The following is a 13303-nucleotide window of genomic DNA, read 5'->3' as shown; positions in this document are numbered from 1 at the left end:
CGTTCCGACAGAGACGCCCTGCCCGCCGGGGCGTTCGTCCGGCCACGGGTGCGGCCTCAGACCGCCTCCGCGCCGGATTCCGCGCCCTGGGCGGCCGGCTGCGGCGACGGTTCCACCGGCTCCGCGGCGGCACCTCGTTTCGCGGCCTGGATCTGCTCCCACACATGGGTGCGCAGCTCGGTGAAGCGCGGGTCCGCCCGGGTGTGCAGCTGATCGCGCCGGTCGGGCAGGTCGATCTCCAGCTGCTCCTGCACGACCGTCGGCGACGACGACAGGACGACGACCCGCTGGCCGAGGTAGACGGCCTCGTCGATGTCGTGGGTGATGAAGAGGATCGTCACGCCGAGTTGGTGCCACAGGTCGCGGATCAGGTCCTCCAGGTCGGCGCGGGTCTGCGCGTCGACCGCGGCGAACGGCTCGTCCATGAGCAGCACCTCGGGCTCGTAGGCCACCGCCCGGGCTATCGCCACCCGCTGCTGCATGCCGCCGGACAGCTGCCACGGGTAGGCGTCGTGGGCGTCCGCGAGCCCCACCGCCTCCAGCGCGCGGCCGACGAGTGCCCGGCGGCGGTCCTTCGGCAGCTTCTTCTGCTTGAGCGGCAGTTCCACGTTCTCCCGCACGCTCATCCAGGGGAACAGGCTCCGTCCGTACTCCTGGAAGACCACGGCCATGCCCGGCGGCGGCCCGGTGACGGGCCTGCCGTTCAGGAGCACCTCGCCCGAGGTGGGCGCGAGCAGACCGGCGATGCACTTGAGCAGGGTCGTCTTGCCACAGCCGGACGGGCCGACGAGGCAGACGAGATCACCGGCGTCCAGCGAGAACGTCAGGTCGCGGACCGCCTCGATACGCCGCTCGCGTCCCTCGTACACCTTCTTCAGCGCTCGAACGTCGAGCATGGGGGGGATTCCTTTCCGGCAGGCGTTGGGTGTCAGGAGGAGCGCTGGCTGCGGCGCAGTCCGCGGTACCAGGACAGGGCCCGGCTCTCGACCAGCTGGAACAGCATCGAGAGCACGAAGCCGAGCAGACCGAGCAGCAGGATGCCGCTCCACATCTCCGGGATCGCGAAGCTGCGCTGGAACTGCACCACGTCGAACCCGAGGCCGTTGCTGGCGGCGAACATCTCGCTGATCACCATCAGGATGATGCCGAGCGACAGGGCCTGCCTCAGGCCGGCGAAGATCTGCGGTCCTGCCGACGGCAGGACCAGGTGACGCAGTCGCGCCGCTCCGGTGATGCCGTACGAGCGGGTGCTCTCCGACAGGACGCCGTCCACGGCCCGCACCCCCTCCACCGTGTTGAGGAGGATCGGCCAGACGCAGCCGGAGAGGATGACGACGACCTTCATGCCGTCGCCTATGCCGGCGAAGAGCATGATCACCGGTACCAGGACGGGCGGCGGGACGGCCCGCAGGAACTCCAGGACCGGCTCCAGCACGGCGCGCACGCGCCGGTAGGAGCCGATGACCACGCCCAGCGCCACCCCGACGACGGCGGCCGAGAGGTATCCGCCGGCCAGCCTCAGCACGCTGGGCAGCACATCGGTCGCCAGCCGCCGGCCCGTCCACAGCGTGCCGAAGGTGGTCAGGATGGTGCGCAGCGGCGGGACGTAGAAGCTCTGGCTGTCGTCGGTGCTGTACCACCACACGGCCACCAGCACGGCGGGCAGCGCCGTGGCCAGCAGCAGTCGACGGAGGATCCGGCTCATACCGCCTCCTCCCCGCGGACCGACTGGTGCCAGCCGAGCGTGCGCCGTTCGATCGCCCGGGCACCCAGATTGATCAGGACGCCGAGCAGACCGGTCACGGCCACCAGCGCGTACATGTCGGGCACGGCGTTGGACGCCTGCGCCACGGCGATACGGGCGCCGAGCCCGGGGGCGCCGATGATGAGCTCGGCGCTGATGGCGAGTACCAGGGCGACCGCCGCCGCCAGTCGCACGCCCGTCATCACATAGGGCAGGGAGGTCGGCCACATGACGTGCCGCAGCCGCGCCCACGTGCCCAGCCCGTAGCTGCGGGCCGTCTCCTCGGCGACCGGGTCGACGTCCCCCGCTCCGTAGAGCACCTGGACGAGGACCTGCCAGAAGGACGCGTAGACCACCAGGAGCAGTGCCGAGCGGATGTCCGTGCCGTAGAGCAGCACGGCGAGCGGGATCAGGGCGACCGAGGGGATCGGCCGGAGGAACTCGATGGTGGATGCCGTGGCGGCGCGCAGGAACGGCACCGTCGCGATGAGGAACCCGGCGGTGACACCGCCGACCACGGCGATCAGCAGGCCGACGGCCCAGCTGAGCAGGGTGTCGCCGAGGGCGGTCCAGAAGGCGCCGTCGGCCAGTTCGTCGACGAGGGCCCGGACGATCCGGCTCGTCGGCGGCAGGTAGTCGGCGGAGACCGCTCCCAGTCGTGGCAGCGCCTCCACCAGGACGAGGAGGCCGGCCAGACCGGCCAGGCCGAGCGCCGCGTGGGCGCCCCGCGGGGATCCGGGGCCGACGGGTTCTCCCACCGCCGGCGCGGAGCCGGCCGTCGGGCCGGCCCCGCGGGCTGTGCCATGGTCCGACGTCACGGCAGCAGCCTGTCGAGGTCGGGGGCGGTGGTGAGGAGCTTGTCCTTCTGGGCGAGCTTGGCCAGGGTGGCCAGCGAGGCGCGGTTGGGCTCCTGCGGCCAGGTGGGCAGGGTCAGCGACTTCGCGGTCGCCGCGTCGATCTTGGTGTAGGTGCTGAGGACCTGCCGGACCTCGTCGGGGTGGGCGTCGGCGTACTTCAGGGACTCGTTCATCGCGGTCCGGAACCGCTTGACCAGCCCGGGGTTCTCCTGGGCGAGCTTGGTGGAGGTGAAGTAGAGCGCCACCGTGAGGCCCGGTGAGGTGTCGACGAAGGGGGAGGCGATGGCCCGGCCTCCCTTGCTCCTGATCACCGAGAGCGTGGGTTCGACCACCCAGGCCGCGTCGACCTGGCCGGCCTCCAGGGCGGCGGGCATCTGGGGGAAGGGGAGCTCGACGAACTTGACGGAGGCCGCGTCGCCACCGGCCTTGCGGACCGACTCCCGGGTGGTCGTGTCACCAATGTTGTTGAGGGTGTTGACCGAGACCTTCTTGCCGGCGAGATCCTTGGCCGACTTGATCGGGCTGTCCTTCTTGACGACGAGCGCGCCGAAGTCGGCGCCCTGCTTGCCGGTGGAGTTGACGCCGTTGGCCACGCCCTTGAGCGGCACGCCCTTGCTCTGCGCCAGCATCAGCGACGTCACATTGCTGAAGCCGAACTGGAACTGCCCGCTCACCACCCCCGGCACGATGGCGGCGCCGCCCTGACCGCTCTCCAGCGTGAGGTCGATCCCCTGCTTGGTGAAGAAGCCCTTCTCCTTGCCGAGATAGATCGGCGCCACGTCGATGATCGGGATGACCCCGACCTTGACACTGGTCGTACCGCCGCTCTTCGCGGTGTCGTCCTTGGTGGAGGAGCCGCAGGCCGTGGTGGCGGAAGCCAACACCACGGAGACGGCGAACCCGGCTAGCAGTCGACGCATGGGCCTTACCTCTCGCATTCTGTGCGCTGGGTGGACGTTTGTCCGTTGCAGAACGTGCGGCCCTTCCGGTGTCAGGTCAGCACCGGACCGACGTTGTGATGAGTCCTCTTGCTCCGCCCCCCGCCCCGGCGGGCCCCACGGCCGTGGCGGCCGCGGCATCCCGAGCCGGAGGCGGACGCCCCCGCCCTGCCCCTCGGGCAGGTCGCTTGCCGGAGCATAGGTTGCCCGCAAGATTGTCGCAATAAGTGCGCACCATAGATGCCGATGAAATTGTTGACGATCCTTGCGCCGCTCCCTAGGGTCCTCGCCATGACATGGAGAGCCGTCCGATGACACCGCCGACGCCGACGCCGGCCACCGCCGCCGACCCGCCGACACCGGTCGTCGACGCGATCCGCGACGCCATCACCGGCGGCCGGTTCGCACCCAACCAGCGGCTCGTGGAAACAGAACTGTCGGAGCAGTTCGGCGCCAGCCGCGCCGGGGTCCGCAACGCCCTGGTGCAACTGGCCAGCGAGGGCCTGGTCGAGCGCATCCAGAACCGCGGTGCCCGGGTCCGCGCCGTGTCCCTCCCGGAGGCCATCGAGATCACCGAGGTGCGCATGGCCCTGGAAGGACTGTGCGCGGCGAAGGCCGCCGAGCGCGCCACCGGGGACGACCGCCGCACCCTCCGGGAGATCGGCGCCAGAATGCGGGAGGCGGTGGCCGGCGGCGACGTGCTCGGTTACTCCGACCTCAACAGGCGGCTGCACTCGCTGATCCTCACCCTCAGCGGCCAGAACACCGCCCGCACCCTGCTGGAGCGGCTGCGGGGGCAGAACGTCCGCCATCAGTTCCGGCTGGCCATGCATCCCGGCCGGCCCACCGTGTCCCTGCCCCAGCACCTGGAGATCATCGAGGCGCTCTGCGCAGGGGACCCGGAAGCCGCGGAGGCGGCCGTCAGAAAGCACCTGCGCAGTGTCATCGACGTGCTGCCGCAGGTGGACGAGACCCGGCCGCGGCCTCGCGGCACGGACGGCGGCACCCGGTGACCGGGGGCGCACCCACCCCTGCGCGACGCGGACGACGGCACCGGTGACCCGCGGGACGGCGTCGCCGCCCCGGCGCGGCGCCTCACCGGCCCGCACGCCTCACCGGCCGCCGGGCATCAGCCTCCGCAGCGCGGCGAGCAGCCCCTTGCCCGCCCGACCAGTTGCCGTGGCGGGCGCACCCGGCGGCTCGGGGGTGCCCGCGTCCGGGATGCCGGGGGCCTTCGCCTTCAGCTCGTACCGCACCGGCAGCAGCCGCAGCCCCCGCACCACCGGTCCCGCCCGCCACGGCAACTGGTCGGGCGGCAGGGTCAGTTCCGCCCGGGCGAAGTGCTCGAAGGCACGGCCCACCGCCGTCGCCACGATCATGCCGCCCAGTTCGCGCGCCGCGCTCGGGCACTGGTGCTGCCCCGCGCCCCAGCCCAGATGCGCCCGCGTGCTGATCGTGGACTCGACGAGGTGGGAGGAGTCGAGCGCCATCAGATCCCGGTGGGCGGCCGCGGCCGACGGCGAGACGGCGTCGCCCGCCCGGATCCAGAAATCACCCAGCCGCATGTCCCGCGCCGCGAAGCGGAAGCACATGTTGGCCACCGGCGGATTGACCAGCACCGCCCGGTTCACGGCCTCACCGAGCTGCCCCGCCGACAGGCTGCTGCGGACCGTCGCGTTGCCCCGCAGCACCTCCAGCAGGGTGTTGAGCACCATGTTGCCGGTGATGTCGTTCAGGTACACCGCGTTCATGAACAGCTCCCGGCCCAGCCGTTCGTCGGACAGGCCGGGGTCGGCGAGCAGCATGTACGAGGTCAGGTCGTCCCCGGGCCGCGCCCTGCGGTGCGCGGCGAGCCGGGTCATGGCCGACGCCGCGCGCGCGGTGGCCGCGCCGGCGTCCGGCCCCCCGTCCAGCATCCGCCACAGGTCCATGACAAGTTCATCGCCCAGTTCCCCGGGGCATCCGAACAGCCGGGTCGTCACCATCAGCAGCAGCGGCCTCGTGTACTGCGCCCCCAGGTCCGCGAAGCCCGCGGTCCCCGATTCCGCGCCCAGCAGAGCGATCAGCTCGTCCGCGTACCGGGCGACCGCCGCCCTAAGCTCCCACCCCTGGGGTGTGTGGCCGTCCTGGAAGGGCCGCAGCGCCGAGTGATGGGTCCGGCGGGCGTCCTGGTGCTCGTCGTCGTCCATGAACATGGTCTGGCGGACCTCGTAGCCCGCCAGCAACGGCCAGTCCACCGGCAGCAGTCCCTCGGTCCGTGCCCGCCAGTGGCGGACGTCCCGACGCCACTGGCTGTCGTTCCGCAGGACCTCCACCACCTCGCGGTAGCCGAGAACCAGCCACACGGGCACCCCCATCAGCCCGACCGGCGCCACCGGACCGTACATGTGCCGCAGCCGCGCGTAGACGCCGCCGGGGTCGGCGTCGAACTCCGAGGTGAGCAGCGGCTGGACCGGCAGCGAGGCGAGCGTCGCGCTGCCGGCCGGCGCGGTCGTGTACGGATGGGCTTCCATACAAACACGCATACCGCACCGGTCGTGCACAGGCGGTGACCACGGGGCGAACGTTACGGCTCGGTGATGTCCGCACCTCAGTGCGGCGACAGCGCCTCCGCCAGGGCCTTCGGCAGTTCCCCGGCGTACACCACACCCAGCCGCTGGGTGGCCCGCGTCAGCGCCACGTAGAGATCGCTCGTCCCGTAGAGCCCGGGCTCCACCACCAGCACGGAGTCGAACTCCAGGCCCTTGGCCTGGCGCGGGTCGAGCAGCACCACGCTGCGGGTCAGGTCCGGCTCCGCGCCCGCCGTCACCCCGTCCAGCCGCGCGGCCAGGGAGCGGTGCAGGGCGCGCGGGGCGATCACCGCGAGCCGGCCCTCGGCCGGGACCATCTCCCGGACCGCCCCGGCCACCGCGCCGGGCAGGTCGTCGGTGGCCCGCGCCCAGGGCCGCACACCCGTGGACCGCACGGAACTCGGCGGTTCGAAGCCGGGGTCCACGGCGCGGACCACGGCCGCGGCCACGTCCATGACCTCGGACGGCGTGCGGTAGTTGACGCCGAGCCGGGTGTGCTCCCAGCGGTCCGCGACGTACGGCCCGAGGATCTCGGACCACGAGCCGACGCCACCGGCCTCGGCCGTCTGCGCCGGGTCGCCCACCAGGGTCATCGAGCGGGTCGGGCTGCGCCGCATCAGCAGCCGCCACGCCATGGGCGACAGCTCCTGCGCCTCGTCGACGATGATGTGCCCGAACGCCCAGGTGCGGTCGGCCGCGGCGCGCTCGGCGGTGGAGCGGTGGTCCGCCTCCTCCTGCCGCTCGGCGAACCGCTCCGCGTCGATGATGTCGTGCGCGGACAGCACCTCGGAGGCGTCGGGGTCGCCGTCCTCCTTGTCGTCGAACTCGTAGGTACGGGAGGCGTACGACACGTCCAGCACGCCCTGCGCGTACGACACCCGCGCCTCACGCTCGCGTGCGGCGTGTGCGCGCGCCAGCCGGTCGTCCTCGCCGAGCAGTTCCGCCGCCTCGTCCAGCAGCGGCACGTCGGCCGCGGTCCAGGCGCGCGTGACCGGGCGGCGGACGGCGGCCGCGTCCTCGTCGCGGACATAGCCCTCCGGATCGGCGAGGAAGTCCGCGACCAGCCGCTGCGGGGTCAGCCGCGGCCACAGCCGGTCGATCGCCGACCAGACCTCGGGGTTCCCGGCCAGCTCGTCGCGGATCTGGGTGAGGTCGCTCGCGTCGAGGAGGTTCGAGCCGTCGTACGGATCGGTGCCGATCCGCTCGGCGACCATGTCCGTCAGCGTGTTGAGGATGTGGCCCTCGAAGTGCTCGCGGGCCTCGTTGTGCGGCAGCTTCGCCGCGCGGGTGCGCTCGCGGGCGACGTTCACCAGGCCGTCGTCGAGCAGCAGGACGTCCCGGTCGTGCTCGATGGCGATCACCGGGTCGGGCAGGGCCTGCCGGTCGCGCACGACGCGCGCCAGCACGTCCGCCATGTCGGCGCGGCCCTTCACGGCGGCCGCCTCGGGCGTGTCGGCCGCGGTGGCCCGGACGCCGGGGAAGAGTTCGCCGACGGTGGCGAGCAGTACCCCCGTCTCGCCGAGCGAGGGCAGCACCTCGCCGATGTAACCGAGGAACGCGGGGTTCGGGCCGACGATCAGCACCGCGCGGCGGGCCAGCAGCTCCCGGTGTTCGTACAGGAGGTAGGCCGCGCGGTGCAGCGCGACCGCCGTCTTCCCGGTGCCCGGGCCCCCCTCCACCACCAGCACGCCCCGGTAGGGCGCGCGGATGATGCGGTCCTGGTCGGCCTGGATCGTCCGGACGATGTCGCTCATCCGGCCGGTGCGGGCCGAGTCGAGCGCGGCGAGCAGCACGGCGTCACCGGTCGGGTCCTCGTGGCCGGTGCGTTCGCGGTCGCCCAGGTCGAGGATCTCGTCGTGCAGGGACGTGACCCGGCGCCCGTCGGTGGAGATGTGCCGCCGCCTCCTGAGCCCCATCGGAGTGTGGCCGGTGGCCAGGTAGAAGGGGCGGGCGACCTCGGCCCGCCAGTCGATCAGCACGGGGGTGCGGTCCGCGTCGTCGGCGCGCAGCCCGATGCGGCCGATGTGGTGGCTGTGCCCCGAGGCGAGGTCGATGCGGCCGAAGCAGAGCGAGCCGTCCACGGCGTTCAGCGCCGCCAGCAGCCCCGAGCGCTCGGCGACGAGGATGTCCCGCTCCAGCCGGGCCTGCAGGGGCGTGTGGCCTTGCGCCAGCGCGTCCCCGACAGAGGTCTCGGTGTCACCGCGCAGCGCGTCGACGCGCGCGTACAGCCCGTCGATGAATTCCTGTTCGCGCCGCAATTCATCATCGGTAAATCCCGTGGCGCTCTCTGCGTTTGAGCCCCTGTTTGACAATTCCGCTCCTGCTCGGATATACTGTGCACACTGAACTTGACCGCGATCCAATCTCGTTGAGTCGCGAATCATTGAATATACGCAAGAAAATCCCCCGAGCGCAATTGCTCAGGGGATTTCTTTGTGCAGGGGCCTTGTCAGAGGACGTCGGACAGCTCCTCACGCAGCCGCCGCGCGGGCCGCGCCCCCACCATCGCCTTCAGGGGCTCTCCGCCGCAAAAGACCATGAACGTCGGCATCGACAGCACCTTGTACGCGTTGGTCGTGACCGGATTCGTGTCCACGTCCAGCTGGACCACCTTCAGCCGGCCCGCCTCCTGGGCGGCGAGGGCGGCGAGCACCGGCCCCATCTGCCGGCACGGTGGGCACCAGTCCGCGGTGAACTCCACCAGCACCGGCCCCTCGGCCGCGAGCACCTCCTTCTCGAAGTCCGCGTCGGTCACCGCGGTCACGCCCGCCACATCGATCACCACTGCTGCCCTCCCAGCTCGCACATCGGCTCCGGACCCCCCGGAACCCCCGCCTCGGCCGCCGGCGCCCGTCCATGCCCGGCGGGTGCCTCCAGCGCCTTCGCCAGCTGTGCACCGATCGTCGCCCGCACCGCCCGCAACTCGGCGATCAGCGCGTCGAGTTCGTCCAGCTTGCGCCGGTACACCGCGAGCGACGCCGGACACGCGTCACCCTCCGGGTGCCCGGCCCGCAGACACTCCACGAACGGACGGGTCTCCTCCAGGTCGAACCCGAAGTCCTGAAGCGTCCGGATCTGCCGCAGCAGCCGCAGATCGCACTCGTCGTACGTGCGATACCCGTTGCCGGTGCGCCGCGCGGGCAGCAGCCCCCGCGACTCGTAGTACCGCAGGGTCCGCGTGGTGGTCCCGGCCCGCGCCGCCAGCTCGCCGATTCGCATGACCACGACGGTAATCCCTGACGCCGACGTCAAGGCAACGGCGGCGGCGGCAGCGGCAGCAGGAGCAGCGACCTCCACCACACCGGGCAGGGCGGTGCCTGTGTCCGGTCGGCGGATCCCCGCCGTGCGCGCTCGTGCCTCACCGATGAACCGGCGCCTGCCCGGCAGTCTCGTCTTCGACAGCACTCGCCGAGGACGGACGGACTCATGACCACCCTCCACCACCTCCTCCAGAAGTACATCGCCCGGGGCTGGGCCCCGGGCGCCGTGGCCCTGGTCGACCGGCACGGCCGCACCGAGACCGCGGCGGTCGGTTTCCTCGACACCGCCCGTACCGCCCCGATGTCCCCCGACGCGATCTTCCGGATCGCCTCGATCACCAAGCCCATCGTCGCCGCCGCGGTCATGACCCTCGTCGAGGACGGCACGATCGCCCTCGACTCCCCCGTCGCCTCATGGCTTCCGGAGCTGGCCGAGCCGACCGTCGTCCGCACCCCCTCCGCACCGCTCGACGACGTGGTGCCCGCCACCCGCCCGATCGTCGTGCAGGACCTGCTGACCTCCCGCGCCGGATACGGCTTCCCCTCCGACTTCTCCCTCCCCCAGGTCCAGGCCCTGTTCACCGTGCAGAAGGACGGGCGCGACCCCCGCAGCCTCCCCGAACCCGACGCCTGGGTGGCCGAGCTGGCCCGCCTCCCGCTGCTGTACCAGCCCGGCGAGGCATGGCTCTACGGCACCTGCTCCGACCTCCAGGGCGTCCTGATCTCCCGCGCGACCGGCCGCCCGCTCCCCGAGGTCCTGGCCGAGCGGATCCTCGAACCGCTCGGCATGAGCGACACGGCCTTCGAGGTGCCGGCCGCCGAGCGCCACCGGTTCACCACCGCCTACCGCCCCGACGGCCACGGCGGACTGGAGGTCGCCGACACCCCGGACGGCGCGTGGAGCAGTCTGCCCGCGTTCCCCTCCGGCGGTGGCGGACTCGTGGCCACCGCCGCCGACTGGCTGGCGTTCGGCCGGATGCTGGTGGCCGGCGGGACCGCGCCCGACGGCCGCCGGGTGCTGTCCGAGCAGTCGGTGCGCCGGATGACCACCGACCACCTCACCCCGGCCCAGCGCGAGATCGGCGCGCTGTTCCTGGAGGGACAGGGCTGGGGGTACGGAGGATCCGTCGACATCGAGACCACCGCTCCGGGCACCGTCCCCGGCCGCTACGGCTGGGTCGGCGGCACCGGAACGACGGCGCACGTCGTCGCGGCCACCCGCACGATCGCGGTCCTGCTCACCCAGCGCGCGATGGAGAACCCGACCCCGCCCGCCCTGATGCGCGACTTCTGGCGGTACGCGGCCGAGTCGTCCTAGGCCCTGCCGTTTGGATCAGGCCGGCTGTGGGTCCCGGCGCCTTCCGGCCGACCCGAGCGGGGTCCGGTGCGTGCAGCTGCAAGGCGGAGGAGGGCGCCGACGCGGCGCGTCGGCAACCGACGACAACGCCGCAGATGTGCGTGCCGGACCCCGCGACGCCGGGATGATCCAAACGACAGGGCCTAGCTAGGCCGGGGCTGGTGCTGTGGCCGCCGCCCCGCCGGAGCGCACGGTTCAGGAGGCGACCAGGACGCCCGCCGACTCCTCCACCTCGAGCAGTGACGCGCTGCGCCGCTCCGCGTCGAACGCCTTCCGGCCGCCGCGCAGCCCGAACAGCCGCTTGGTGAGGGCGATGTAGAGGACGGCGAGGATGTTGAGGACCAGCGTGGTGATCTTCACCGGGCTGATGTGCTCGGTGAGCTCGTACACCTCCAGCGGGAGGAAGGCCGCGGTGGCGACGACCGTGAGGTATTCCGCCCAGCGCTTGGCGTACCACAGCCCGCCGGCCTCGACCAGCTCGATCAGCGCGTACGCCAGCAGCAGGGAGGCGACCAGGACGAGCGTGGAGTGCCGGTGGCCGAAGGACTTCTGGAGGGTGCCGACCACGGGCGAGTGGTCGAGGTCGTAGTGGAAGTGCCGGAAGACCGGCCGGAACACGTCCAGGTACTCGTTGAACAGCCGGCGCACCGCGTCCTGGCTGTTGCTGAACCTCCACACGGCCACCGCGACGAGCACGATGAACACGCCGCGCACGGCCCGCTCGACGGCCAGGAAGCGCAGCACGAACAGATCGCGCAGCACCTTGCCGCGCGGCACGAGCGGCGCCTCGGCGGCCGGTCCGGAGCCGTGCGGCTCACCGAGCACGAAGTCGCCGCAGCGCAGGCAGCGCCACACCTCCCCGAGCGCCGTCTCGGCATGCAGCCGGATCCGCAGGCGGGGGTCGTCCGGCGCGTAGGTCACATGCCCGCGGCGCGCGCAGGTGCGTCGGTCCCAGTCGATCGTCATAGCCCCGTGCCTCCCGCTGCGGGTGCCGTGCCGGTCGGTCCGGCGCGGCGGGATGTGCCATGTCCTACGAGACGAGGGTGCGGGGGCGGGGGTTGCACCGGAGCCCGGCTCGCTGTGCCGGCGCCGCGTTCCCGGCGTCCGGGCCCCCCGGGAACGGCGGGACGGGCGGCCGGGCCCACGGGGGTGGGGCCCGGCCGCCCGGAGACGGGGAGTGCGCCGGGGTCAGGCCGTGGCCAGCTCCTTCTCGCCGCCCTGCCCGGCTCCGGCCGGGGCGGTGTCCTCGTCCAGCAGGGTGGTCTCGTCGAAGGGCAGCCGGCCGGCGAGCACCTGCCGCACCTGCTCCTGGTCGATCTCCTTCGTCCAGGTGCCGACCAGGACGGTGGCCACCGCGTTGCCCGCGAAGTTGGTCAGGGCGCGGGCCTCGCTCATGAAGCGGTCGATGCCGACGATCAGGCCGACGCCGTCGACCAGCGCGGGCTTGTGCGACTGCAGGCCGCCCGCCAGCGTGGCGAGACCGGCGCCGCTGACGCCCGCCGCGCCCTTGGAGGCGACCAGCAGGAAGAGCAGCAGCGGGATCTGTTCACCCACGGACATCGGGGTGCCCAGCGCGTCGGCGATGTAGAGCGACGCCATGGTCATGTAGATCATGGTGCCGTCCAGGTTGAAGGAGTAGCCGGTCGGGACGGTGATGCCGACCACCGGCTTGCTGACCCCCAGGTGCTCCATCTTCGCGATCAGCCGCGGCAGGGCCGACTCGGAGGAGGAGGTGGAAAGGATCAGCAGGAACTCTCGGCCCAGGTACCTCAGCAGCGACAGGACGTTGACGCCCGCGACCAGGCGCAGCAGCGCCCCGAGCACGACGAAGACGAACAGGAAGCAGGTCACGTAGAAGCCGAGCATCAGCACGGCGAGGCTCTTGAGCGCGTCCAGGCCGGCCGAGCCCACGACGGCGGCGATCGCGCCGAAGGCGCCGATCGGCGCGGCCCACATGACCATGACGAGGACGCGGAACACGAGGCGCTGGATGTGCTCGACGCCGCGCAGCACCGGCGCGCCCACCGGGCCCATGGCCTGCAGCGCGAAGCCCGCGAGGAGCGCGACGAGAAGGGTCTGCAGGACCTGGCCCTCCGTGAAGGCGGACACGAAGGTCGTCGGGATGATCGAGAGCACGAAGTCGACGGGCGGCAGCGCGTCGGGCGACACCTGGTCGTGCCCCGCCTGCTTGATCGCGTTCGTCAGCTGGAGGCCCTCGCCGGGGTGCAGGACGTTCCCGACGACCAGGCCGATGCCCAGCGCGACCAGGGACATCGTCAGGAAGTAGCCGAGGGCTATGCCGCCGACGGCACCGACCTTGGCGGCCTTGCGCACCGAGCCGATGCCCAGCACGATCGTGCAGAAGATGATCGGCGAGATCATCATCTTGATCAGGTTCACGAAGCCCGTGCCGAGGGGCTTGAGTTCGATCGCGGCGTCGGGCGCGATCAGGCCGACGGCGATGCCGCAGGCCACCGCGGCGATGACCGCGATGTAGAGGTAGTGGGTGCGGTCCCGCTTGGCTGCGGGCGCGGCAGGTGCCGTTGGGGATGTGCTGGCCACGGCTGCCCTCCTCGA

Annotated in this window: 12 protein-coding genes; 2 read left to right on the top strand and 10 right to left on the bottom strand. The window is 72.1% G+C overall.

All coding sequences use genetic code 11. The annotated features are described in order from the left end of the window. Positions 1-56: 56 nt before the first annotated feature. The 4 genes from ACFYMU_RS13930 to ACFYMU_RS13915 are packed head-to-tail and all read right to left on the bottom strand — an operon-like array spanning position 57 to position 3521. Positions 57-896, bottom strand: a complete 840-nt coding sequence (locus ACFYMU_RS13930) for an ABC transporter ATP-binding protein (protein WP_388372415.1) — start codon at positions 894-896, stop codon at positions 57-59. Between the two features lie 32 nt (positions 897-928). Then, positions 929-1705: an ABC transporter permease gene (locus tag ACFYMU_RS13925; RefSeq protein WP_388372413.1), complete on the bottom strand. Its 777-nt coding sequence runs from the start codon at positions 1703-1705 to the stop codon at positions 929-931. Next, positions 1702-2502 (bottom strand): ABC transporter permease, encoded by an 801-nt coding sequence (locus tag ACFYMU_RS13920; RefSeq protein WP_388372902.1) that lies wholly within the window; start codon positions 2500-2502, stop codon positions 1702-1704. The genes ACFYMU_RS13925 and ACFYMU_RS13920 overlap by 4 nt, the downstream gene beginning before the upstream one ends. 56 nt (positions 2503-2558) lie before the next feature. Next, positions 2559-3521 (bottom strand): ABC transporter substrate-binding protein, encoded by a 963-nt coding sequence (locus ACFYMU_RS13915; protein ID WP_388372411.1) that lies wholly within the window; start codon positions 3519-3521, stop codon positions 2559-2561. Between the two features lie 329 nt (positions 3522-3850). On the opposite strand from ACFYMU_RS13915, the gene ACFYMU_RS13910 reads away from it, so the two are divergent. Further along, positions 3851-4552 carry a GntR family transcriptional regulator gene (locus ACFYMU_RS13910; RefSeq protein ID WP_388372409.1) on the top strand — a complete coding sequence of 234 codons (702 nt, stop codon included), beginning with the start codon at positions 3851-3853 and terminating at the stop codon, positions 4550-4552. Between the two features lie 99 nt (positions 4553-4651). Here the strand turns inward: ACFYMU_RS13910 and ACFYMU_RS13905 are convergent, their stop codons facing one another. From ACFYMU_RS13905 to ACFYMU_RS13890, 4 genes are all read right to left on the bottom strand, one after another. Further along, positions 4652-6052: a cytochrome gene (locus ACFYMU_RS13905; RefSeq protein ID WP_388372407.1), complete on the bottom strand. Its 1401-nt coding sequence runs from the start codon at positions 6050-6052 to the stop codon at positions 4652-4654. A 77-nt stretch (positions 6053-6129) separates the two neighbouring features. Then, positions 6130-8367: a HelD family protein gene (locus tag ACFYMU_RS13900; RefSeq protein ID WP_388372405.1), complete on the bottom strand. Its 2238-nt coding sequence runs from the start codon at positions 8365-8367 to the stop codon at positions 6130-6132. A 191-nt stretch (positions 8368-8558) separates the two neighbouring features. Then, complete coding sequence (locus tag ACFYMU_RS13895) at positions 8559-8891, bottom strand: thioredoxin family protein (RefSeq protein WP_388372900.1); 333 nt, start codon at positions 8889-8891, stop codon at positions 8559-8561. Then, on the bottom strand, positions 8888-9328 hold the full coding sequence (locus ACFYMU_RS13890) for a MerR family transcriptional regulator (protein ID WP_388372403.1): 441 nt from the start codon (positions 9326-9328) through the stop codon (positions 8888-8890). The genes ACFYMU_RS13895 and ACFYMU_RS13890 overlap by 4 nt, the downstream gene beginning before the upstream one ends. Positions 9329-9535: 207 nt before the next feature. Here ACFYMU_RS13890 and ACFYMU_RS13885 point away from each other — a divergent pair, with 207 nt between their 5' ends. Next, positions 9536-10687 (top strand): serine hydrolase domain-containing protein, encoded by a 1152-nt coding sequence (locus tag ACFYMU_RS13885; RefSeq protein ID WP_388372401.1) that lies wholly within the window; start codon positions 9536-9538, stop codon positions 10685-10687. Between the two features lie 234 nt (positions 10688-10921). Here the strand turns inward: ACFYMU_RS13885 and ACFYMU_RS13880 are convergent, their stop codons facing one another. Next, positions 10922-11692 (bottom strand): DUF2127 domain-containing protein, encoded by a 771-nt coding sequence (locus tag ACFYMU_RS13880; protein ID WP_388372399.1) that lies wholly within the window; start codon positions 11690-11692, stop codon positions 10922-10924. A gap of 222 nt (positions 11693-11914) precedes the next feature. Beyond that, positions 11915-13288, bottom strand: a complete 1374-nt coding sequence (locus tag ACFYMU_RS13875) for a cation:dicarboxylate symporter family transporter (RefSeq protein WP_388372397.1) — start codon at positions 13286-13288, stop codon at positions 11915-11917. Positions 13289-13303: the final 15 nt, after the last annotated feature.

Origin of the sequence: Streptomyces sp. NPDC007264 (genome assembly GCF_042869095.1) — a bacterium.
Classification (GTDB): domain Bacteria; phylum Actinomycetota; class Actinomycetes; order Streptomycetales; family Streptomycetaceae; genus Streptomyces.
Note: the sequence above shows the minus strand (reverse complement) of the source record. Positions and strands in the feature narration are given on the sequence as shown.

Coding starts and splice junctions, on each gene's coding strand:
- ACFYMU_RS13915 (WP_388372411.1), bottom strand. CDS start 3,521: ATGCGTCGACTGCTAGCCGGGTTCGCCGTCTCCGTGGTGTTGGCTTCC.
- ACFYMU_RS13880 (WP_388372399.1), bottom strand. CDS start 11,692: ATGACGATCGACTGGGACCGACGCACCTGCGCGCGCCGCGGGCATGTG.
- ACFYMU_RS13905 (WP_388372407.1), bottom strand. CDS start 6,052: ATGGAAGCCCATCCGTACACGACCGCGCCGGCCGGCAGCGCGACGCTC.
- ACFYMU_RS13910 (WP_388372409.1), top strand. CDS start 3,851: ATGACACCGCCGACGCCGACGCCGGCCACCGCCGCCGACCCGCCGACA.
- ACFYMU_RS13925 (WP_388372413.1), bottom strand. CDS start 1,705: ATGAGCCGGATCCTCCGTCGACTGCTGCTGGCCACGGCGCTGCCCGCC.
- ACFYMU_RS13890 (WP_388372403.1), bottom strand. CDS start 9,328: ATGCGAATCGGCGAGCTGGCGGCGCGGGCCGGGACCACCACGCGGACC.
- ACFYMU_RS13930 (WP_388372415.1), bottom strand. CDS start 896: ATGCTCGACGTTCGAGCGCTGAAGAAGGTGTACGAGGGACGCGAGCGG.
- ACFYMU_RS13885 (WP_388372401.1), top strand. CDS start 9,536: ATGACCACCCTCCACCACCTCCTCCAGAAGTACATCGCCCGGGGCTGG.